15 protein-coding genes are annotated in these 20,842 nt (G+C 65.9%); 9 read left to right on the top strand and 6 right to left on the bottom strand.

Annotated elements, in window-relative coordinates:
- Positions 1 to 105: 105 nt before the first annotated feature.
- From ACREYQ_RS20540 to ACREYQ_RS20550, 3 genes are all read right to left on the bottom strand, one after another.
- On the bottom strand, positions 106 to 408 hold the full coding sequence (locus ACREYQ_RS20540; RefSeq protein ID WP_432262012.1) for a hypothetical protein: 303 nt from the start codon (positions 406 to 408) through the stop codon (positions 106 to 108).
- Positions 398 to 8,881, bottom strand: a complete 8,484-nt coding sequence (locus ACREYQ_RS20545; protein ID WP_432262013.1) for a hemagglutinin repeat-containing protein — start codon at positions 8,879 to 8,881, stop codon at positions 398 to 400. The genes ACREYQ_RS20540 and ACREYQ_RS20545 overlap by 11 nt, the downstream gene beginning before the upstream one ends.
- A 332-nt stretch (positions 8,882 to 9,213) precedes the next feature.
- A complete protein-coding gene (locus ACREYQ_RS20550; RefSeq protein WP_432262014.1) occupies positions 9,214 to 9,822 on the bottom strand; it encodes a response regulator in 609 nt (202 codons plus the stop codon).
- Here ACREYQ_RS20550 and ACREYQ_RS20555 point away from each other — a divergent pair.
- The 5 genes from ACREYQ_RS20555 to ACREYQ_RS20575 all read left to right on the top strand — a co-directional run bounded on the left by ACREYQ_RS20555 (position 9,797) and on the right by ACREYQ_RS20575 (position 14,480).
- Entirely contained in the window at positions 9,797 to 11,179 is a 1,383-nt protein-coding gene (locus ACREYQ_RS20555; protein ID WP_432262015.1) for an ATP-binding protein, read from the top strand. The genes ACREYQ_RS20550 and ACREYQ_RS20555 overlap by 26 nt on opposite strands.
- 61 nt (positions 11,180 to 11,240) lie before the next feature.
- Complete coding sequence (locus tag ACREYQ_RS20560) at positions 11,241 to 11,945, top strand: glutathione S-transferase N-terminal domain-containing protein (protein ID WP_432262016.1); 705 nt, start codon at positions 11,241 to 11,243, stop codon at positions 11,943 to 11,945.
- 125 nt (positions 11,946 to 12,070) lie between these two features.
- Positions 12,071 to 12,919 carry an EamA family transporter gene (locus ACREYQ_RS20565; RefSeq protein WP_432262017.1) on the top strand — a complete coding sequence of 283 codons (849 nt, stop codon included), beginning with the start codon at positions 12,071 to 12,073 and terminating at the stop codon, positions 12,917 to 12,919.
- 135 nt (positions 12,920 to 13,054) lie between these two features.
- Positions 13,055 to 13,879 carry a methyltransferase domain-containing protein gene (locus tag ACREYQ_RS20570; RefSeq protein ID WP_432262018.1) on the top strand — a complete coding sequence of 275 codons (825 nt, stop codon included), beginning with the start codon at positions 13,055 to 13,057 and terminating at the stop codon, positions 13,877 to 13,879.
- 229 nt (positions 13,880 to 14,108) lie between these two features.
- Positions 14,109 to 14,480 (top strand): hypothetical protein, encoded by a 372-nt coding sequence (locus ACREYQ_RS20575; protein WP_432262019.1) that lies wholly within the window; start codon positions 14,109 to 14,111, stop codon positions 14,478 to 14,480.
- A gap of 107 nt (positions 14,481 to 14,587) precedes the next feature.
- Here ACREYQ_RS20575 and ACREYQ_RS20580 read toward each other — a convergent pair whose 3' ends face one another.
- Both ACREYQ_RS20580 and vapB read right to left on the bottom strand, forming a co-directional pair.
- Positions 14,588 to 14,998: a type II toxin-antitoxin system VapC family toxin gene (locus tag ACREYQ_RS20580; RefSeq protein WP_432262020.1), complete on the bottom strand. Its 411-nt coding sequence runs from the start codon at positions 14,996 to 14,998 to the stop codon at positions 14,588 to 14,590.
- Entirely contained in the window at positions 14,998 to 15,234 is a 237-nt protein-coding gene (vapB, locus tag ACREYQ_RS20585; RefSeq protein ID WP_432262021.1) for a type II toxin-antitoxin system VapB family antitoxin, read from the bottom strand. The genes ACREYQ_RS20580 and vapB overlap by 1 nt, the downstream gene beginning before the upstream one ends.
- Before the next feature lie 138 nt (positions 15,235 to 15,372).
- Between vapB and ACREYQ_RS20590 the strand changes: the two genes are divergently transcribed.
- A complete protein-coding gene (locus tag ACREYQ_RS20590) occupies positions 15,373 to 16,236 on the top strand; it encodes a LysR family transcriptional regulator (RefSeq protein WP_432262022.1) in 864 nt (287 codons plus the stop codon).
- Between the two features lie 14 nt (positions 16,237 to 16,250).
- Here the strand turns inward: ACREYQ_RS20590 and ACREYQ_RS20595 are convergent, their stop codons facing one another.
- Complete coding sequence (locus ACREYQ_RS20595) at positions 16,251 to 16,508, bottom strand: hypothetical protein (protein ID WP_432262023.1); 258 nt, start codon at positions 16,506 to 16,508, stop codon at positions 16,251 to 16,253.
- A 312-nt stretch (positions 16,509 to 16,820) separates the two neighbouring features.
- On the opposite strand from ACREYQ_RS20595, the gene ACREYQ_RS20600 reads away from it, so the two are divergent.
- The 3 genes from ACREYQ_RS20600 (at position 16,821) to ACREYQ_RS20610 (ending at position 20,839) form a co-directional block, all read left to right on the top strand.
- Entirely contained in the window at positions 16,821 to 17,978 is a 1,158-nt protein-coding gene (locus ACREYQ_RS20600) for an acyl-CoA dehydrogenase family protein (protein ID WP_432262024.1), read from the top strand.
- A 316-nt stretch (positions 17,979 to 18,294) separates the two neighbouring features.
- A complete protein-coding gene (locus ACREYQ_RS20605) occupies positions 18,295 to 19,638 on the top strand; it encodes a TolC family protein (protein WP_432262025.1) in 1,344 nt (447 codons plus the stop codon).
- A complete protein-coding gene (locus ACREYQ_RS20610) occupies positions 19,622 to 20,839 on the top strand; it encodes an efflux RND transporter periplasmic adaptor subunit (protein ID WP_432262026.1) in 1,218 nt (405 codons plus the stop codon). Before ACREYQ_RS20605 ends, ACREYQ_RS20610 begins: the two co-directional genes overlap by 17 nt.
- The last annotated feature ends 3 nt before the right edge of the window (positions 20,840 to 20,842 follow it).

A 20,842-nucleotide genomic window follows, 5' to 3' on the forward strand; every position in this document is an offset into this window, starting at 1 on the left:
CTACCCCAAGAGGAAATGCTAAAATACCTATACAATTCGGAATGTAGTCTAGTCCAGGTTCACCGAATATCAGTGCGGTTCCGAGCACTATCAGCCATCCACGTACTATCTATTTGAGTTTTGCGTTCCCTCGTGCGAATCATTTTTCACGCGCTCTTGATCGTTGTATGTTTCTTTCGCCTTCTTCCAATCTGGCTTTCCAAATACTCTCAGTCCAGATAATTGTGCGCGCGCAGAAAATGCGCCAACAAATATGCAAGAAAAACCAAGTAGTACAAGCGATGCTGCTAACCAACGTGGTTTTATTTCAATGTATAGAGTGCCGGGCAATAGGATCGTCCCGACCGCGATCAATGCCACTTGAGTTGTGCCAGTGAAATTGCCATTGTTGTAAAATCTATTTTTCATTTTTCTCTCCAAAATTTGAATTCCACCATTGATTGGTGGAATTTTTCATATAGTCCATTGTCGAAGTTCCCTTTACAGTTTCGCTAAACTCATTCAGGAACGGGCCGGCAACAGGTACCTTGCTGCTAAGGGAACCTATTGCAGCCCCCCAAAAGCTTTCGGTGACATACTGCCCGGGATTAGGCCGTGCAAGCTGTTCTACCCCACCAAGTGCCCAGCTAGTAATACCAGTTGCTAGAGAAATCGCATCAGCAGGAATGGTAAGGGCGGGATTTGTCGCAGCTATCGCTGCCGCAGTTGCGCTTACTCGTCCTGTTTGCGTGCTGAGATTGCTAGCCAAATCGGCGAAGTCAGTACGTTTTTGAGTGATTTCCTGCTCCGTATAGCTCTTTGGTAAGCCAGCCGCGCAATCTGCTTGCCCAGCACCACACTTGGCAGTCGGCAACGGACCCTGGGAGCTACTATATGTGGTCACATTGCTATAGTTCTGACGGCCTATGTAGGGAACATCCCCGTCTATCACCCTCTGCTGGGATTGGATGTACGCAATGATCTCCGCGTCGGGCGTCGCTTGCACCTCTCTGATCTGTGTCGTGCCGGCAACCGATGCCCACTGTGCGCCAGAATCTGTAGGCTTAGTCGTCGCTGCGTCGATTTGGTCCGGCCTGCCGGTTTCAAGCACCCTGCCATTCATATCAACTACGTCAGACAGACGCATTTGCGCTTCGATCTGATCGGCGGTGTACTTGCCGTTGCTATTTGCGGCCATCTTCTTTGCAAGCTGCCGGTCATCCGGATGCAACTGCCGGTTGTAGCGATCCACATTGGCCGCAGCCGCCGCGCCGGAACCGCCGCCCACTACAACGCCGATTCCGCCAGTCACAATGTTCGCAGCAATATTCCCAATTTCCTCATCCAAGTTCGCGTTGCCGGTGTTCGCCGAGCCCTTGACGCCATTGCTGATGTCCTTGCCGATACCCGCAGCTAGCGAGGCGGCCCCAGCGCCCGCGGCCCCAGCCAGCGCGCTCCCCCCACCGAGGCCAGCGACAAGCGCACCGCCTGCCGTATGTAGCGCCGCGCGGTAGGTACCCCCCTCCTTCCAGCCGTCTATGTCCGACTGGGCCGCCGCCATGGCCGCTTGGTTCTCGGCGCTCGGGTCCTGCTGATACGCCTTTGCCGCCGTGTCGTACCGGCCCTGTGCTTCCTTCTGCCTGGCCGTCGCCACATCCCCCACCGTCTTGGCAACCGCCTCCCCGGCGGCCTGCGCAGCGGCCATCATGTCAGACTGCTTGTCGAGAACGTTCTTCAGGTCGGGGTTCTTGCCCACGGTGCTGTTGCTGCCAGCAGTGTCACGCTTGAGGTCTGCAAGGTCCTGGTTCTGGTCGGCCTGGTCGCGGATGGTGATAGTGCCGGCCGCAATGGCGCTGTACACCACGCCGTCCTGGCTCCCGCTCTCGTGCTGCGGAATCATCGGGCTGATGCCGCCCGTGTTCCTGCCCGAGGCCTGCCCACTGTTGCTCTGGCCGACCGGGCTGCCCACCGCCCCGCCCGCCGAGAGGCCCATCGAGGTAGCGCTGTAGTCCGAATGATTCTTGATATCGCTGAAGGTGAGCGTGCCCGTGTCGAGATGGTTCTTGTTCTTGCCCGCCGCGCTGGCGATTACCGCCCCCTTTAGGTCGGTGTTGCCCTTGACTGTGATATCAAAGCCTTCCTGTCCGGCATAGATCCCCGACTGCTCGCTGACGTTGGCGTAGCTGCCGCTGGCCTTGCCCTTGTTCGCCGAGAAACTGGCTGAGCCGCCGCCCTGGCTGATGCTGATGCCACCACCCATGCTTTCCTGCTTGGCGCGCATCTCTTCGGTGTCCTGGCGGCTGGCGATGTTCAGGTTGCCGCCCACGTCCCCGTTCACCTTGCCGCCGCCGAGCGTGCCCCCCAGGATATTGGTGTCGCTGCCTGACACGAAGGTGACGGATTCGCGCCCGGTCACGTGGCTGTTGGCCTGCGTGGTGCCCTGGCTGTCCGAATTGCCCCTGGACATGGACGCCGAGGCCGATACACCGAAGCCGGCATTGTTTGCGCCGATGCCGTAGGACACGCCAACGCTGGCGCTGCTGGACCTGTTGGTGCTGTGGCTTTCGTCCGTATCCGTGGCCGATACGATATTGATGTCATGTTTTGCGCCCAGCGCCACCTTGTTGGCATCGATGTTCGAGCCGACGATGTTCAAGTCTCCTTTGGTCTGGTCGCCGTTGGCGTCCACCCCAGTCGCCATGAACGCCGTGGTGCCGCCGGCCCGCACATTCGAACCGTCGTGGCTGGCGCTGTCCTGGGTGAGGGTCTGCTTGCTCTGGCTGGTGCCGAATGACAGCGTGACCGCAGCCCCGGCGGTTGCGCCGCCCGGGCCTGCCAGCGCGCTCGCCGCATCATAGGCATCCCGGCCGGCGGCCATGCCCCACAGGGCCGAGGCACGGCCGTCCTGGCTCTTGCTGGCGCTATCGACCTTGTTCGCAGCATTCAGCGCCGCACCGATGGCGCCGCCCGATACGCCCAGCGTGAAGCCGCTCTGCTTTACCTCGTGGGTCTCGTCGTGGTGCTGGCGATTCTGCGCGGCCTCGATGGTCACGTCCGCGCCAACACCGGTGATGTCCTGCCTGGCGATCAGGTCGCTGCCGGTGACCCGGAGCGTGCTGCCCGCCTTCATGTGCACGCTGCCGTGGGTGCTTCCGACCAGGCTGCCAGCCTGTCGGATACCGTTGTCGTTGGCGGTTTCCTTCTGCTCGCGCTTGCCATAGGAGAGCCCTGAGCCGGTGGCGCCAAAGCCCGACTTCTTTTCCTCCTTGAAGCTGTAGGCCGACGACGTGGTCTCGGCGGTGCCGATGGTGAGATTGTTGCCGGCGCCGAGATTGACATCATGCGTTGCTGCGACGGTGCTCCCCGAGACGGCCAGATCGCGCTTCGCAGTCATGTTCACGGTGTCGCCCGAGAAGGTGCTGCCGATGGCCTCGGTCTGGCTCCTTGCATCGATGGTATGGGTGGATTTTTTCGACAGGAATCCGCCACTCTCGATGGACTGCTTATCGCGCACCGAGACGCTGGCCTCGCCCGACTTCACATTGATGTCACGCCCCGCACTGACGGAGACGGCGTCATTGGCGTTCACGTAGGCGGCCTTTGCATTGACGTCCCGACCGGCGGCGAGGGTCACATTGTCGGCTGATACCTGTGTACCGATCTCGGCGCTGCGCGCGACGCTGGTGCGGTTCTTCGGGTCGGCCACGGTGTCGCGCCGCTCGCCTACCTGCACTGTGTCCAGGTTGATATCGCGCCCGGCGCCCATGCCGAGGTTGCCGGTGGCGGAGATGCTGGACGCCTTGCTGTTGATATCCCGGCCTGCCACCAGGACGGCATTGTCCACCTCCAGGCTTGACACCCCGCTCACGACACTGCGGCTGGCGGCGGACTCGCCAACCGTGTTGCTCGCCGAAGCCGTGGTGGTGGTCAGGTTGATGTCCCTGCCAGCCGTCGCAGCGAGCTTGCCGGCACTGATCTTGCCTGCCAGGTTGTCGATATCCCGCTCGGCATTCAACCCCATCGTGCCCGCCGACAGGGTACCGCGCTCATTGCGGAGATTGCCCGCATCGATCCGCATCACATCGCGAGCGGCGATGGTGCCGGTGTTCTTCACGTCTCCATCGGTCTTGATCGTGGCGTTGCGGGCGGTGATCAGCGTACCGTCGCCCTTGAGGTCGCCCTCGCGCACCTTCAGATACAGCTGGGGCACCAGGACTTGCTGGGTGCTGCCGTCTGGCAGAGTGACGGTCTTTTCCACCAGCCAGACGATATCGCTGGTGAGTGCCGCCATCTGCTCGGCCGTCAGCGCGGTGCCGACGTTCAGCGAGAATTGCTTGCCGAATGCGATTCCCGACTGCATCAGCGCCTTGTATTGCGCTTCGTTGCTGGTGTAGTCGCCCACGAAGCGCTGGCCGGTGCCGAGCATGACAGCGTCGGCCACCAGGCGCGCCTCGTAGTACCCGTCGCCCAGACGTTTGAGCACGAGCGTGGGATCCTGGCCCAGCTGGGTCAGCATGAAGTCGCTGGACAGCCACTGGCGCTGGTTGGTGAAACGCGGATCGGTCTCGATCAGGTACCGTGTCCCCGGTTCGGCGTGCACCTGGAATAGCGCATTGCCGGGCACCGCAAGCGTTGGCGTGACCGTGCGGATCACCTCGCCGCCCAGGCGCCCGCCCGACGAGGCGCCGCCCGGATTCAGTGGCACCTGTGTCGTCGTCGGCGCGCTGGCAATCGGCCCGACGCCTGTCTTGCCGACCACGACCGTGCCGGTGCCGGTGACGGTGCCCAATTGTTCCTGGGTGAGGCCAGTGGCAAGCGCAAGCGGCAGCGTCAGGTCGATGGGCGGCAGCGTGCCACGGGTGGCACGCCGGTCCGGGTTGTTGACGCCGTAGTTGACGTAGTTCCAGTCCTGCGTGCCGGTTACGGTCTCGATGCGGGAGCCGGTGTAGCCGCGGTTGTCTACCGGAGCCGGTACAGTCAGGCTGCCGCCGATGGCGATCTCACTCTTGTCATTGACCACTGTGCCGTTGAGCGCGGCAATGCCACCCACCAGAATGCGCGCAGGATCCGTAGTCCTGACCGTCTCATCCCGCGTGCGGGTCTGCTCGTTGACCGAATAGAAATCGCTGACCGAGCGGTTGTGGAAATCCTGGTTAAAGGCCTTGATCCTGTCGTTGAGCGCCTGATATCTGGCGAAGTTGGTGTCGTGCCAGGTCTTGTACGCGAGGTAGGCAGCCGCGCAAGCAGCCGGGGCATCGTTGGCGCAGGGGGCCTGGAACGGCGGGGGCGCCGAGTCCGGGCGAGCAACGCCGAATTTGTCCCAGATGGCATCGTCGGGCTTGTAGTAGAAGCGCTCGTTGGTCACGGCCAGGACGTTGCCGAGATTGTCGGTGTTCGTGTACTGGGCAAGGGCGAGGCCGACCGGCGACCATTGGGTATGGGGCACAAGGACGTTGTCGCCTTCCTGCATGTTTTCTGTGTGGCTGCCCCAGTACAGAACCGGGCCTGTCGTGCCATCGATACGGCGCGACCAGTCAAAGGGCGGGCCGAAGGTCGAGAACGGATACTGGTCTGACGGCAGCACCAGCCAGCGCGGAGCGCCGCGCTCGTTGCCATCCCGGTAAATCCAGCCCAGGTCGGTGGCCGGGTGGAAGTAGTCGGTCGAGCCCAGCTTCCAGTCAAACAGGATAGCGGTGTCCGGATCGATATCATCGGTGGAGCCCTTCAGGCGATACGTGACACGGCTGACAACGCCGGTATCGGTGACTTCGGTTTCGAAGTGATGGTTCTGATTGGTGATGCTGGCCGCATTGATACTGGCATCGCGCGCCACGTCGATGGTGGCCGACGCGTTGGTGAGCGAATTGGCCCGCCCCGTTGCCTTGCCGTCAGAATCGAGCGCGCCCCCCACGTTCAGGTCCTGCGACGAGAGCATCAGTGCGTGTTCGCGGTTGACGATATCGGGGGCGCCCAGGTTCACGTCGCCAGAGCGCGAGGCGATCACGGCGCCGTTGCCGGTGGCCGGGTTCCTGTCATTGACGATCTGCTGGACGGCGCCGATGGCGACCGAATCGCCATAGATGCGGTCCAGGTTCGTCACCGTGGTGCCCGCCTCCACGCGCACCGCGCCGCCATCGATCAGACCCCGGTTGAGCACGGCCTGGTCGGCGCGCACGGTGCCGGATGTCTGGCCGAACAGTTCACCGTCGTTGGTGATGTTGCGCCCACGCACATTCAGCGCATCGGCGGCCATCTTCCCGAGGTTGGTCAGATCCCCGCCGGTGTCGAAATCGAGCTTGCCGGCGGCGGCCAGCGTCTTCGTATTCGTGAAGTCACTTGTCAGCTTGATGCCGAGATCGCCCTTGGACTGCACGGTGCCGTCGCCCGTGAGGCTGTCCCCCGCGATGCCAAGCCTGGTATTGGCCGCCAGCAGGCCGTCTGTGTTGGTGCTGGCGCCCACATTGAGCTGGGCTGTGCCGCCCGAGGTCACTTCGCCGCGGGCGTTGTCGAGCGTAGCGGCGCCGACCGACATGGCCGTGTCGGCGCGCAGGGCCCCGTCGATGTTGTCGATGGCGTTGGCCTGGAGCCTGACCGTGGCGCCTTCCATGCCCTTGGGGGCCGCATCGGTGCCGCCCAGCGTGCTGCGGTTCACGACCGTTCCCGCCTGCGCGTCGAGCAGGCCGCGGGCATGGGTGAAGCCAGACGTGTTGTCGAGCGTACCTGTGAAGCGGAAGGTCGCGTCGCTGTTCGAGGCGAGCTGGCCGCCCTGATTGGCGAGGTTGTCGCCGGTTATCGTGAGCGGCCCGCCTGCGACCACCTTGCCGCCGGTGTTGTCGAGCGTCGTCCCCGTGACGGTCAAGGCCTGCTGCCCCGACACGGCCCCGCCTTGGTTGCTGAAGGCACCGGTATTGAGGGTGAGCGCGCCGTTGGCGACAGTCAACCCACCCCGGCTGTTGTCGTAGGCCCGGCCGTGCGTGTCGGCCACCAGCAGGCCTGTGGACTTCATCACGCCGGCCCGGTTGTCGAGGTTACCTGTGTCGGCCTGGATATTGGCCGCCGCGATCACGCCGGAGGTGTTCACCAGTGCCAGGCCGCCGGTGTCGGCGCGCAGGTTGTCGCCCGCCGACAGCTGTCCGTGGTCGTTGACGATGGCGCCGCCGCTCACGCTCAGGTCCCTGGCGGCCAGCGCCTTGCCAGAGGTATTGTCGAGCGTGCCGGTAACAAGTAGCTTGTCCCGTACCGACCCGATCACGCCGTTGCGGTTCTTGATGCCAGGCGCCGCGACAGTCGTGGCGTTGGTGCCCGCTACGGTGCCGCCCGTGTTGTCCACGGTTTGCGTCGCATTGACGCCCAGCGTGCCGCCGCTGGTGATGGTGCCGTTCTGGTTCAGCACGTTCGTGCCGTTGACATTGCCGGCGTTGATGCCGGCCACGATGGCGCCGCCCCGGTTGTCCACCGTGCCGCCTGCGTTGACCTGTACAGCATTGCCTTCCAGCCGCGCGTTCTGGTGGGTGATGTCGCCGGAGGCCGCCAGGTTGGCGGTGTTGTGCGAGACGACATTGCCGTTGCTCAGATCCAGCGTCGGGGCAGACAGGTTGGTGTCCGCGCCGGTCACGATGGTGCCATTGGACTGGAGGGACGTGCGCGCGGCGAGGTTCGCCGTGCCCGCGCCGGTCACGTTGGCATTGGCATCGACGCCCGCGCCGATGGTGCCGCTGTTGACGATGTGGTCGCCCTGGGCTAGCAGGTCGGTGCCGGCTGCAAGCGTGCCACTGTTGGTCAACTGGCCTGAGGTAGTGGTGGTGATGCCGCCACGCGCGGTGATCGTGCCCGCGTTGTCGATGTTGGTCCCGGCAACGGTGGTGCTGCCTTCGGCTTGCAGTCGCCCACCTGGCAGCGTACGCACGTCGCCATTGTTCTCCACCACGATGTCGCCTGCGCGGGCGGTGATATTGCCACCGAGGTTAAAACCGAGGCCTTTTTCGGTGCCGACCAGGCGCACCGCGTTCGTAAACATCGAGCCCAGGGCGGACGCATCCAGCGCGAATTGCGGTGTAGCGCCGGTGCCTGCCTGCGGCGTGGCGTTCAGGCTCTGGTAATCGACCTGGTTGGCGCCGGTCACAGCGTCCAGGTGCTTGACCCACAGTTCGGCATTGAGGTTGATCGAGCGCGCGAGCAGATCGACTTGTGCCTGCGGGCTGGACAAGCCTTGGCCGCCGACGCTAATGTTTCCCTCCCGCACGTCGAAGCCGGTCAGATTGCCGTCGGCACCAAACACCGGGTGTCCCGTGGATAGGGTAAAACGATCAGCATTGATCGTGCCGCAGCCCAAGCAATACAAGCCCGCTGGGTTAGCCAGAATCAAGTTCGCCCGATTGCCGGCGATCTCCTGTTGTCCCAGCAATTGCGAGGGGTTGGGCTGGGTCACTTGGACGACGATGTTGCTGGCGTGGTTCGGCCCCAGCATCGGATTCCCTTGTACCCATCCGGCGATCTGTGTCTGGCTGTTTGCTCCACTGTTGTTCAGCACCACGCCGGAAGGTCCTACGTTGTACTGAATGAAGTTATTGACGCTAGTCCCAGCGTTTTGCTGGGGCGGGGCAATGTTCACAACGGGCGTGCCGTTGGCCGCCACGCCTACCACCGGCCGCTGTCCCGGCGCATTCTTGTCCACCTGGATTGGGAGCGTTTGCGCCTGCGCTGACTGGTCCAGCAACACCGGCAAGCCCATCATCGAAGCCGCCAGCAAGGTGAGCCACAGCACTGGCACGAATGCGGTGCCATAACCACTGCGTTCGGCATTGCCTTGACGGCCCTTGCCGTGTCCCGTTGCACTTTCCTGCACGGCGACCAACATGCCGCGCGCGGCATTGAAAACCAGGCGATGGATGTTCTTGTTCATTACGTGATTCGGAGGGGATGGGCGCGCAAGGAAATCAGATCGCCGGCACGTGGCCGGGCTGCGCCTGAGCTATGGGAAGGGTAGCGATCGGAATCCCGTGGTGGAATCAGGCGATTCCTAAAAGTGGGATGGAAATTTCTGTATTAATTAGAATTAACTCAGAATTGGGCGATGCCAATCTCCAGTTAATTCCGATTACCGCGAATCCGTGCTGTTATGCGCGTTAGCCTCGCGAACGCGGGCAGGGCCAGTCCACCCTATGTGGGAAAGACTTGTGCCGCGAGGGCGCCCGTCCGACAGGACGTGGGGCAAACCGGCAGGAGCGGAATGACTCAGTCCAGCGGAATCCCCTGACGCGCGGCGTAAGCCACCACCTCGGCGGTGTTGTGCAGATTCAGCTTGCGCATCAGGTTTTCGCGGTGCTTGCGCGCGGTCAGCGGACTGATGTCGAGCCGCGCGGCAATGTTGCCGGCGGTGGCGCCGCGCGCGATCAGCATCAGGATCTGCTGTTCGCGCCGGGTCAGCGAGGCAAGGGGGTCCGTGGCCGCGGCAGCGGCCGCCGGGGTGCGCGCGGCGATGAAGTTGCGGCCTTCGTGCAAGGCCATCAGTGCGGGCACCAGTTCGCCGATATCGCCGCTCTTCACCAGGTAGCCATTGGCACCAGCCTGGATGGCGGCATGGGCCATGCCCGCGCCCGCGCTGCCGGTCAGCACCAGGATGCGTAACGTGGGGTGTTTTGCGCGCAGGCGCTCCACGAAGGCCAGGCCATCGACGCCGGGCATGCCCAGGTCCATGACCAGCAGGTCCGCCGGTTCCCGTTCCGGCAGCCTGAGCAGTTGCGCGCCATCGGCCGCCTCGCCCGCCAGCACCAGGTTGCCGACGCCGGACAGCACCTGCTTGAGACCCTCCAGCACGATGGCATGGTCATCGGCGAGGGCCACGCGGGTCGGGACGGGGAAGCGGCTCTATGCGGGCTTTGCCGCGTGCCTGCTGTGCGTGAACATCTACTACAGCCAGGTCACCTACCGCACGCTGCGCGACGGCGTGCGGCTGCGCTTCGAGAACCTGGCGCTGATCGGCGAACTGGAGCGCGAGCGGGACCGCGCCACCGCCGCGGACCGGGCCAAGACGCGCTTCCTGGCCGCCGCGGGGCATGACCTGCGCCAGCCGGCATACGCGATCGGCTTGCAGGCAGCATCGCTGCTGACGCTGGGCGAGCGCGGCGACGTGGCCGGCAGCCAGGCGCATGCCATCGGCCGCCGGCTGCAATCCACGCTGGCGCGCATGGGCAACCTGCTCGATGGCTTGCTTGACGTCTCGCGCCTGGATGCCGGCGTGATGCCGGTGCATCGCCGGCCGCTGCAACTGGCGCGGCTGCTGGCCGACGTGCGCGACGAGTACGCCGAGCCGGCGCGCCAGCGTGGCAGCGCGCTGCGGGTCGTGCCGGTGCGCGCGTGGATCGACAGCGATCCCGACCTGCTCAAGCGCATCCTCGACAACCTGGTGGGCAATGCCCTGCGGCATGCGCCGCGTGCCAGCATCCTGGTGGGGGCGCGGCGCCGCGGCGCCGCCATGGAGATCCAGGTGATCGACGCCGGGCCGGGCATCGCACCGGCGCAGCAGGCACGCGTGTTCGATGCATACGCACAGGTGCCCGGCACCGCCACGGCAGGCGACGACCAGGCGGGCGCAAAAGGCCTGGGCCTGGGCCTGGCGATCGTGCGGCGCCTGGCGGCGCTGCTTGGCCATACGGTGACACTGCGTTCGGCGCCCGGGCGCGGCTGTGTCTTCTCGGTGCGCGTGCCGCTGGCCGCCACCGCCGCGGCGCCGGAGCACGCAACCGTCCCCGCTGTGCCCGCGACGGCTGGCGAGACGCTTTGCGTGATGCTGGTCGACGACGATCCGCAGGTACTGGGCGCACTGACCGAGCTGCTGACGCTGTGGGGCCACGTGGTCTACGGCGGGCGCACTGTTGCCGAGGTATGCGACGCGCACCGTGCCGCGAGCCAGCATGGCGCTGCCCCGGTCCACCTGATCCTGGCCGACTACCGCCTGGCCGAGGGCCTGACCGGCATCGCCGCGGTTGGCATGCTGCGCGCCTGCCTTGGCCATGCGGTGCCGGCGCTGATCGTCACCGGCGACACCGCGCGACCGGCTGCAAGTGCTGCACGACAGCGGCTTCCCTGTCCTGCACAAGCCGATCCATGGCGAGGCCTTGCGCGCGGCCCTGCATCGCGCGGTGCAGCCGGCCGGGGTTGCCTGAGCGCGCACTGCAAGCCGGGCGGGGCCGGTTTATGATCTGGCTTTTCCGTTGTCCGGCGCTTCCCGCAGTGCGCAAGCGCCCGAACCAGGAGCCAGTGTGCCCGATCTGTCCGCTTTCCCCATCACCCGCAAATGGCCGGCGCAGCATCCCGACCGCATCCAGCTCTATTCCCTGCCCACGCCCAACGGCGTCAAGGTCTCGATCATGCTGGAGGAGTCCGGCCTGGCGTATGAACCGCACCTGGTGCGCTTCGACACTCACGACCAGATGTCGCCGGAGTTCCTGTCGCTGAACCCGAACAACAAGATTCCCGCGATCCTCGATCCCAATGGCCCGGGCGGCAAGCCGCTGGCACTGTTCGAATCGGGCGCGATCCTGCTGTACCTGGCCGACAAGTCGGGCAAGCTGATCCCCGCCGACCCGGCGCGCCGCTACGAGACCATCCAGTGGGTAATGTTCCAGATGGGCGGCATCGGGCCGATGTTTGGGCAGGTGGGCTTTTTCCACAGGTTCGCGGGCAAGGACTATGAGGACAAGCGCCCGCGCGACCGCTACGTGGCCGAAAGCCGCCGCCTGCTGAACGTGCTGAACCAGAGGCTGGAGGGGCGCGACTGGATCATGGGCGACGAATACACCATCGCCGACATCGCCACCTTCCCATGGGTGCGCAACCTGGTCGGCTTCTATGAGGCGGGCGAACTGGTCGGCATCCAGGACTTCTCGCACGTCAGGCGCGTGCTGGATGCGTTCGTCAGGCGCCCGGCCGTGGTGAAGGGGCTGGATACGCCGCACCGCGGCTGAGCCGTGAAGGCATGTTCGTCGGCCAGCATGGTTCGTGGAGGCGCCGGCCGCTGGCGGGCGTAGTGCAACCCGTCGCGCGGCCCCGCTAGAATCACTGCGCCCCGTGCCGATCCCTGCTGCCAGCCATGTCCCTGACCGTTTTCGCCGTCGTGCTGCTTGCCGCCTTCCTGCATGCCGCCTGGAATGCCGTGGTCAAGGGCGGCGGCGACAAGATGCTGTCGACGGTGATGGTGGCCGTGACGGCGGGAGTGATGGCCGCCGTGGCGCTGCCGGCCTTGCCGCAGCCAGCGCCGGCCAGCTGGCCCTTCATTGCCGCGTCGGTGGGCGTGCATGTGGTGTATTTCATGCTGGTGGCGCGGATCTACCACACCGCGGACATGAGCCAGACTTATCCGCTGATGCGCGGCACCGCGCCGTTGCTGGTGGCGGTGGCCGGCGTGGGCTGGCTGGCCGAGCACCTGTCGGCGCTGGCGTGGGGCGGCATCGCCGTGATCAGCCTGGGCATCCTGGCCATGGCGGGCGGCACGCGCGGCGCGGGCGGTACTCACGGCAGCCGCGAGGGCATGTGGCTGGCGCTGCTGAACGCGCTGGTGATCGCCACCTATACGCTGATCGACGGGGCCGGCGTGCGCCGCGCCGGCGCGCCGGTGGCGTATGCATTCTGGATCTTCGTGCTGACCGCCCTGCCGCTGGCGGCGTGGGCGCTGGCGGCGCGGCGCCCGGCGCTGGCAGGCTACGTCCGGCGCAACCTGGTGTTCGCGCTGGTGGGTGGTGCCGGCACGCTGGCGTCCTACGGGCTGTCCCTGTGGGCGATGACGCGCGCGCAGGTGGCCCCGGTGGCGGCCTTGCGCGAGGCCTCGATCCTGTTCGGCGCGCTGATCTCCGCGCTGCTGCTCAAGGAGCGCGTGGGAGCCGCCCGCCTGGGCGCGGCCTGCCTGATCGCCGCCGGCGTGGCCACCCTGCGCTTTGCCTGAGCGCAAGTCCGGCTGCCCGCCTGCCTGCTGCGCGCCGCCGGGGCTGTCTATACTTGGTTTTACCGGGGTCATGCGGCGGAGGAGCACTGTGTCCGCGCAAACCGGCAGCCTGGACATCGATCTCAAGGAGGGGGCATGGACCACACCGCAGATTCGTTTCGGGACTTTGAGCTGGCTGGCTGGGAGGATCCCGAAGTCGTCAGCCAGTACCAGGAGCATCTGTCGCACGTGACCCGGCAATCGGTCGAGTCCCTGCTGGACGAGGCCCGTGTGGCCAGCGGACAGCGCGTGTTGGACGTGGCCACCGGGTCCGGCCATGTCGCGGCGGGGGCCGCGCAACGCGGTGCCGAGTCCCTCGGCATCGACTTCTCGCTGGCGCAGGTGCAGCTGGCCCGCAAGCTCCATCCGGAAGTTCATTACGAACAGGCCGATGCGCAGGCGCTGCCGTTCGGCGACGCCAGCTTCGATGCCGTGGTCAATGGATTCGGCATGTGTCACCTGTCGGAGCCCGACGCCGCGCTGGCCGAAGCGTTCCGCGTGCTGCGCCCGGGCGGGCGCATCGCCTTCACCGTGTGGGACACGCCCGAGCGCGCGGTCGGCTTCGGCGCGGTCTATGCCGCAATCCGCGCCTGTGGCTCGATGGAGGTCGATATCCCGGTGGGACCCAATTTCTTCCTGTTCAGCGATCCGGGTCATTGCCGCAGCGCCTTGCAGCAAGCCGGCTTTGTCTCGCCCACCTGCCGCAGCGTGCCGCAGGTATGGCGCTTCTCCACGCCCGACCAGTTGTTCGATGCGCTGGCCCAGGGCACCGTGCGCGCCGCCGCCACGCTGCGCGCGCAGACCCCCAGGGCCCGCGATGAAATCCGCGCCGTGCTGCGCGGCACCGTCGCCGCCTACATGCGCGGCAGCGGCTTCGAGGTGCCGATGCCGGCGGTGCTGGCGGCTGCGGTCAAGCCCTGAGCGCGGTGCGGCTGGCGAGGCGCGCAGCCGCCCGCTGAGGGTGTTGGGCACCGACCGACATCCCCAGGGCCGGCGTCGGTCCGGCCCCACCACTCCATCTCCGGAAAGTGCCGCAATCCAGGCCGCAGCCAGCGCTGCGGCGGTGGCACGGTCATTGCGCAATGGTTAGCGAGCGCGGCGCCGCGGCTCGTTGTGCCACCCGCCAGCAATGGCTTCCCGGAGAACCCCGATGAATACCCGACCCCAATGCCAGACAGGGCAGGCCGCGCCGCGCCTGCACGCAATCCGGCACCGCGTGCGCCGAGCCATGGTGCTGCTGCGTGTGCTGGGCTTGTGCATCAACAGCGTCGCCTGCGCGCAGGCCGAGGCGCCGCAGGCCGCGGCGTCTGCCGTGCAGGCCGTGACGCCGGAACAGAAATTCGCACCCGGATACCTTGAGGCCGCCGCCACCGGCTATGACAACGGCCAGGCCTTCCGGGAGCCGGAAGGCGTCGCGCCGCTGAGGCCGCCGCGCGAGGTGCGCAGCGTGCTGGCGGCGCCGATGGCAGGCGCCGTGCCGGTGGCCATGCCAGCGGCGGCGCAGCCGCAGCCGTCGCGCTGATCCGGTGGCCCCCGGATCAGTGTGGGTCTCTGGCGCTCGATCTGTTTCCGTTCATCCGCCCCGCTGACATGAAGTTGCCCCGGGAGGGCGGCGGCCGCGACTTGAGTTCACCCCTGAGACGGCGCGGTCCAGTCTTCAAAGCGCAGGCCCGGATACGCGGCAAAGTCACGGGCGTTGCGGGTGACCATCGTCAGGTCCTCGGCAATGGCATGCGCCGCAATCAGCTTGTCCAGGACATCCGCCTTGCGTTCGCGCGTGGCGGCGCGGACCGGGCCGTAAGCGCGCGCTGCCGCGGCATTCAGCGGTAGCACCGGCACGCGTGCGACCAGCGCTTCCAACGCGCGCCGCGCTGCCCGGGGATCGCCCGCCACGGTGACGCCGTATTCCAGTTCGGCCAGGGTGATAGCGGACAGCACCACATCGCCCTCGAAGCATTGAGCGAAGCGCTCGGCCACTTGCGGTGGCTGGTTCTTGATCAGGTAAATGCACATATTGGTGTCGAACATATACCTGGCCATCAGAACCCCTCTCGCTCAGCCTGCGTCTGGTCTTCGCGACCCTGTGCCATGAAGTCGTCAGGGAACGCGGCAAAGGCGTCGAGCAACCCGGTCAGGCGCCGCCGCGCGGGTCGAATGCGCAACTCATCGCCGATCCGCTCGATTTCCAGCGGCATGTCGGTATCGGGATAGGCCAGTTCCGCGGGAATTCGCACAGCCTGCGAGTTGCCGTTGCGGAAGATACGGGTGAAAGGCATTGTGATTTCCATGTACATCCTGTAGGTACAAGCATAGCATCATTGAATCAGAAGTACATCCGCGTGTGTACGTCCCTAATTCTCAATTTCGCCTGTCGTTGCCTACAATTCGTCACATCCGCCAAGCCTGTCGCCACAATGGACATCGATCTCGCCCGCACCTTCCTGCAAGTCGTCCGCACCGGCAGCCTGCTGGCGGCGGCCGACAAGCTGCATGTCACGCAGACTGCGGTGACCGCGCGCATCAAGAGCCTGGAGGCACAACTGAACTGCCGGCTGTTCGAGCGCAACAAGGCCGGCGCGCGGCTGACGCCCGACGGCCAGCGCTTTCTCGGCTATGCCAGCCAGCTGGTGCAGACCTGGGAGGCCGCCTGCCGGGAGCTGCCGTTGCCGGCGGGGCTGGCCAGCCTGTTTCGCTTCGGCACGGAAATCAGCCTGGGCAACCCGCTGGTGCTGCTGTGGACCACGCGCCTGCGCCAGCTGATGCCGGCGCAGGCGGTGCGGGCGGAAGTGGGGGAAGGGGCGGAACTGCAGCGCAAGCTGCAGTCGGGCACGCTGGACGCGGCGCTGGTCTACCAGCCGGACTATGCGCCGGGCATGCATGTCGAGGCGCTGATGGAAGAGAAGCTGATCCTGATCCGTTCGACCCAGCGTGACGGCGGCTATGTCTATGTCGACTGGGGGCCGGAGTTCCGCCGCCAGCATGACAGCGCGCTGCCGGAGCATGCGCGCGCCTCGCTCTACTTCAACCTGGGGCCGCTGGCGCTGCAGTACATCCTGCAGTTTGGCGGCAGCGGCTATTTCCGGACGCGCGTGGCGCAGAGCTACCTGGACAGCGGGGCATTGGCGCGCGTGGAGGGCGCATCGGAGTTCTCGTACCCGGTGTACCTGGTTCATCCCCAGTCGGCAGGCAATACGGGTTTGCACGATGCAGTCCGGATTCTTCACGACATCGTGCGTGAAGAATCGGACTGGTCGCAGCGCTGGGATTTTCCGGTCTGAAAGGGTTCTTGCTGCTAGATTTTGATATATGCGGGCATCAGCCGTGCCGGGCGCGCCGCGGGAAGCGCGAGCGGCCGGCGCGAACGCCTGCGCGGTCCGCCGCGCGAGTCAGGCGCGGCCCCTAGCCCGGCATACCTGCCATGCCGTTGCGCCTGCGCAAACGCCGGTTCCGGCACCGAGGTCCCGATCAGAAAGGTGACCGCGACACCAGCGGCCATCAGAACGACCGCCAGGCCGATCCAGAGGGCGATTTCCCAGAAGGCAACTTCCATTTCCTGCTCCCCGTTCATTGCATCGCATGCATCCAGTATCGACACAAACCGGCGGATTGATTAATGAAAGTTATCTACCGTTCATATCAATATTTTTGCAGTGAAGCGGGGTTGACAGCGAGAGTCGTCGTTATTGGAGAAGCAGGTGGCGCCACGGCTGGTAACGCTGGCCCGCAACATTGAGACGCTGCCGGCCAGCGGTAAGTATCCTGTCCACCGCAAAAATTCATCCATTCCGACGAATCTGATACTCGCCGCCAGGCAGACACTAGCCTGACCGAATTCAAGAGACCCGAGAAAGGAGACCCCGCCATGCAACGCCTGATCTTCGAAGCCGAACATGACGCCTTCCGCGAATCCGCCAGCCGCTTCTACCAGCGCGAGGTCGGGCCGCACGGCGAGCGCTGGCGCGAACAGGGCTGCGTGGACCGCGAGGTGTTCCGCAAGGCCGGCGAGCAGGGCTACCTGCTGATGTGGGCCGACGAGAAATACGGCGGCGCCGGCGTGGAGGACTTCCGCTATGAACAGATCCTGATCGAAGAAAACGCGCGTCACGGCGACTCGGGCTTCTTCGGCACGCTGCACTCGCGGCTGGTGGCACCGTATATCGGCCGCATCGGCAACGAGGAGCAATGCCAGCGCCTGCTGCCGGCGGCGGCGCGCGGCGAGTCGATCTTCGCCATCGCCATGACCGAGCCGCAGGCGGGCTCGGACCTGGCCGGCATGCGCACGCGCGCCGTGGACCATGGCGACCATTGGGTGCTGAACGACGCCAAGACCTATATCTCGAACGGCCAGCTGGCCGACTGCGTGGTGGTGGTCGCGCGCACTGATCCCGAGCGCAGGCACGGCCTGGGCCTGTTTATCGTCGAGCGCGGCATGGCCGGCTTCGAGCGCGGGCGCAAGCTGCGCAAGATGGGCCTGCACTCGCAGGACACGTCCGAACTGTTCTTCGACAACGTCAAGGTGCCCAGGGCCAACGTGCTGGGCGAGCCCGGCCAGGGCTTCCGCTACCTGACGCGCCACCTGGCCGAAGAGCGGCTGATCGGCGCCTGCGGCTACATGGCGTCGGCGCAGGTGGCGTTCGACCTCACGCTGGACTACGTCAAGGAGCGCAAGGCCTTTGGCCGGGCCATCGGCACGTTCCAGAACTCGCGCTTCAAGCTGGCCGAGCTGCGCGCGCAGCTGGATGCGCTGCAGACCTTTGTCGACCAGTGCGTGCTGCAGCACAATGCCGGCACGCTCACAGTGGAGACGGCGGCCTCGGCCAAGCTGCTCACCTCTGAGCTGCAGGGGCGGATGGTCGACGAGGGCGTGCAGTTGCACGGCGGTGCCGGCTATATGGAGGAATACCGCATCTGCCGCATGTACGCCGACGCGCGTATTTCGCGGATCTATGCCGGCAGCAGCGAGATCATGAAAGAAATCATTGGCCGCGGGCTGGGGCTGGACGATCGCGCCAAGCCCTGACGGTGGTGCAAGCGTTGCGTGAATGCGACGCTTGAGGCACTTTTTAATATCGGGTTTTCCCGCGCTTTTTGGTAATTCGCCGCTTTTTCTTCATTTTGTTGGCAGGATGAAAGCAATTTGTAATGGAATTCGGTTTGAATGCGGGCGGGAGATCGTGCGGAGGTGCCGAATAGACGCAGTACAGATGCTATCGGGGCCGGATCTGGCGTGAAAGTTCGCCAATCTGGTGCACCATTCGGCAGGCACGGTCGTTTACCTCAGACCGTTTTCGAATCGAGCCTGACTGACCGTGCATTGTTCCTTTACCCGAGCCGCCATGGCGACCCTGCTCGCCGTTGTGGCGACCGCGGGGCGAGCCGCCTCCGCGCCGCTCCCGGCCGATGGCCCGTGCATCCCGCCGCCTGCGAAAGCCAGCCTGACCCTGGCCCAGGCGCGCCTTGACGCCATCCGCTGCAACCGCGACATCATCGCCGCCCGGCGCGGCGAGGAAGCCAGCCAGGCAGATATCCAGATTGCGTCCCAGCGCCCGAACCCGGTGCTGAGCCTGGGCGTGGCCAATATCAACCCGCATGCCGGCATCGGCTCGGGCAACCTGCGCAGCAAGACCGTGGATTCGACCGTGCGGGTCGACCAGCTGATCGAAACCGCCAACAAGGGCGGCCTGCGCCTGGATGCGGCGCGCAAGGCCAGCGTGGCTGCCGGTGAAGTCGTGCAGGCGGTCGTGACACAGCAGACCAGCGCCGTCGAGCAGGCCTTTTTCGATGCGGTGGTCAGCCAGGAGCGGGTCGAGGTGCTGACCGAGACGCTCGCGCTCTACCATCGCACGCAACAGGCCAATGAAGCCCGGCTCAAGGCGGGTGACGTCTCGCGCGCCGACGTGACCAAGCTCCAGCTCGACGGGCTGCGCGCGCAGAACGACCTGCGCCAGGCCATGGCCGATCATGCCCGTGACAAGGCGCAGCTTGCGCAGGCCATGGGCGTTCCCGGCACGCTGGCAGACAACCGGCTGGTGGCGGACTGGCCGTCGCTGGAGGCACCTGTGCCGCAGGTCGATCCGGATACGCTGCAGCGCCGCCCCGACGTGACCGCTGCCGAGGCGCGCCTGGCCGCCGCGGCGTCCGTGCGCGACCTGGCCCGCGCCGGGCGCGTGCCCGACGTCACCGTCGGGGCGCAGGCCGAGCACTGGCCGACCTCGCCGAGCAATACCAACGGCAGCGGCAACAGCTACGGCGTCTTTGTCTCGATCCCGCTGTTCGTGCGCCACAGCAACGGCGGCGAGGCGCGCCGCGCCGAAGTGGATTACTACGCCGCCCTGGACGACCGCAACCGGGTGTTGCTGGAGGCCCAGAACGAGGTCGAGCGCCTGCGCAGCCAGCTTGACGCCTCGCGCCTGTCCCTCAAGCAGATGCGTGAGTCGGTTGTGCCCGCCGCCGAAAGCGTCGCCGGCAGCGCCGAGTTTGCCTACGCCAAGGGCGCCTCCGGCGTGCTCGACCTGCTCGACGCGCGCCGCGCCCTGCGCCAGACCCGCCTCGATGCCGTCAACGCGCAGGGCGAGTACGCCAAGGCCGTGTCTGCCTATCGCGCAGCATTGCAGGCTTCCGCCACTCCCGCCAGTTCCCTTCCGAATTCCCAGGTCCGTACCGATGCGCCGCGCCCTTAATCTGTTGTCCGAAGTGTTCCGTGTTTCCCGCGCCGGCGTGCCTGCGCGCCTTGCCGCGCTGTCCCTGTGCGCGCTGGCGCTGGCCGCCTGCGGCAAGTCCGAAGGCCCGAAGGCCGATGACGAACCCAAGGTCACCGGCAATACCGTCCAATTCCCGGCCAGCGTGAAGGCGCTGACGGGTATCGCCGGCGAGGCCGCCAGGACCGGCGGCGAGCGCGTGCTGACCTTGCCCGGCCGGCTGGTGTGGAACGAGGACAAGACCGTGCGCGTGGCGACGCCGTTTGCCGGGCGCGTCACTGAGGTACTGGTGCAGCCCGGCACCACGGTCAAGGCCGGCCAGCCGCTGGCCAGCCTGACCTCGCCCGAATTCGGCGTGGCCCAGGCCGATGCGCGCAAGGCCGCCGCCGACAGCGCGGTCGCGGCCAAGGCGCTGGCGCGGCAGCGCGAGCTGTACGGTGCCGGGATCGTCGCGCAAAAGGAACTGGAGCAGGCGCAGGCCGACGCCGCGCGCGCCGCGGCCGACCTGCAGCGCACCCAGGCGGCGCTCAGCCAGTATGGCGCGGCCGCGGGCGGCGCCGGCGCCGTCAACCAGCGCTTTCCCCTGCGCAGCCCGATCGACGGCCTGGTGGTCGAGCGCAATATCAACCTCGGCATGGAGCTGCGCCCCGACCAGCCGCCCGCCGCACCGCTGTTCCTGGTGACCGATCCCACCACGCTGTGGGCGCAGGTCGATGCGGGCGAGGCTGACATGAGCCTGTTCAAGCCCGGCGTGACCGTGAAGCTCGTGAGCGCTGCCTATCCCGGCGAAACCTTTGATGGCACCGTCATCAAGATTGCCGACTACGTCGACCCGACCGCGCGCAGCATCAAGGTGCGCCTGAGCGTGCCCAATCCCGAGCGCCGCCTGAAGGCCGAGATGTTTGTCACCGCCAGGCTGAAGGCGGCGTCGTTCCCGGGCATTGCCGTGCCGTCCAAGGCTGTGTTCCTGGCCGAGAACCGCAACTACGTGTTTGTGCGCACCGCTCCGAACACGTTCGTGCGCCGTGAAGTGAAGCTGGGCGTCACGCTGCCGGGCACCTCGGAAGTGCTCGATGGCCTCAAGGAAGGCGAGACGGTCATTACCGACGGCAACCTCTATCTGCAGGACATCCTGCGCGATGCCACCGCCGTCAACGCGGCGCGCGCGGGCGCCAGGCACTGAGGA

Source organism: Cupriavidus sp. TMH.W2 (genome assembly GCF_050847365.1).
Taxonomy (GTDB): domain Bacteria; phylum Pseudomonadota; class Gammaproteobacteria; order Burkholderiales; family Burkholderiaceae; genus Cupriavidus.

What these genes read in the sequence shown, in the direction of transcription:
- ACREYQ_RS20540 (WP_432262012.1), bottom strand. Translation starts at nt 408, where the DNA reads ATGAAAAATAGATTTTACAACAATGGCAATTTCACTGGCACAACTCAA.
- ACREYQ_RS20545 (WP_432262013.1), bottom strand. Translation starts at nt 8,881, where the DNA reads ATGAACAAGAACATCCATCGCCTGGTTTTCAATGCCGCGCGCGGCATG.
- ACREYQ_RS20555 (WP_432262015.1), top strand. Translation starts at nt 9,797, where the DNA reads ATGGCATGGTCATCGGCGAGGGCCACGCGGGTCGGGACGGGGAAGCGG.
- ACREYQ_RS20565 (WP_432262017.1), top strand. Translation starts at nt 12,071, where the DNA reads ATGTCCCTGACCGTTTTCGCCGTCGTGCTGCTTGCCGCCTTCCTGCAT.
- ACREYQ_RS20570 (WP_432262018.1), top strand. Translation starts at nt 13,055, where the DNA reads ATGGACCACACCGCAGATTCGTTTCGGGACTTTGAGCTGGCTGGCTGG.
- ACREYQ_RS20575 (WP_432262019.1), top strand. Translation starts at nt 14,109, where the DNA reads ATGAATACCCGACCCCAATGCCAGACAGGGCAGGCCGCGCCGCGCCTG.
- ACREYQ_RS20580 (WP_432262020.1), bottom strand. Translation starts at nt 14,998, where the DNA reads ATGGCCAGGTATATGTTCGACACCAATATGTGCATTTACCTGATCAAG.
- vapB (WP_432262021.1), bottom strand. Translation starts at nt 15,234, where the DNA reads ATGCCTTTCACCCGTATCTTCCGCAACGGCAACTCGCAGGCTGTGCGA.
- ACREYQ_RS20590 (WP_432262022.1), top strand. Translation starts at nt 15,373, where the DNA reads ATGGACATCGATCTCGCCCGCACCTTCCTGCAAGTCGTCCGCACCGGC.
- ACREYQ_RS20595 (WP_432262023.1), bottom strand. Translation starts at nt 16,508, where the DNA reads ATGGAAGTTGCCTTCTGGGAAATCGCCCTCTGGATCGGCCTGGCGGTC.
- ACREYQ_RS20600 (WP_432262024.1), top strand. Translation starts at nt 16,821, where the DNA reads ATGCAACGCCTGATCTTCGAAGCCGAACATGACGCCTTCCGCGAATCC.
- ACREYQ_RS20605 (WP_432262025.1), top strand. Translation starts at nt 18,295, where the DNA reads ATGGCGACCCTGCTCGCCGTTGTGGCGACCGCGGGGCGAGCCGCCTCC.
- ACREYQ_RS20610 (WP_432262026.1), top strand. Translation starts at nt 19,622, where the DNA reads ATGCGCCGCGCCCTTAATCTGTTGTCCGAAGTGTTCCGTGTTTCCCGC.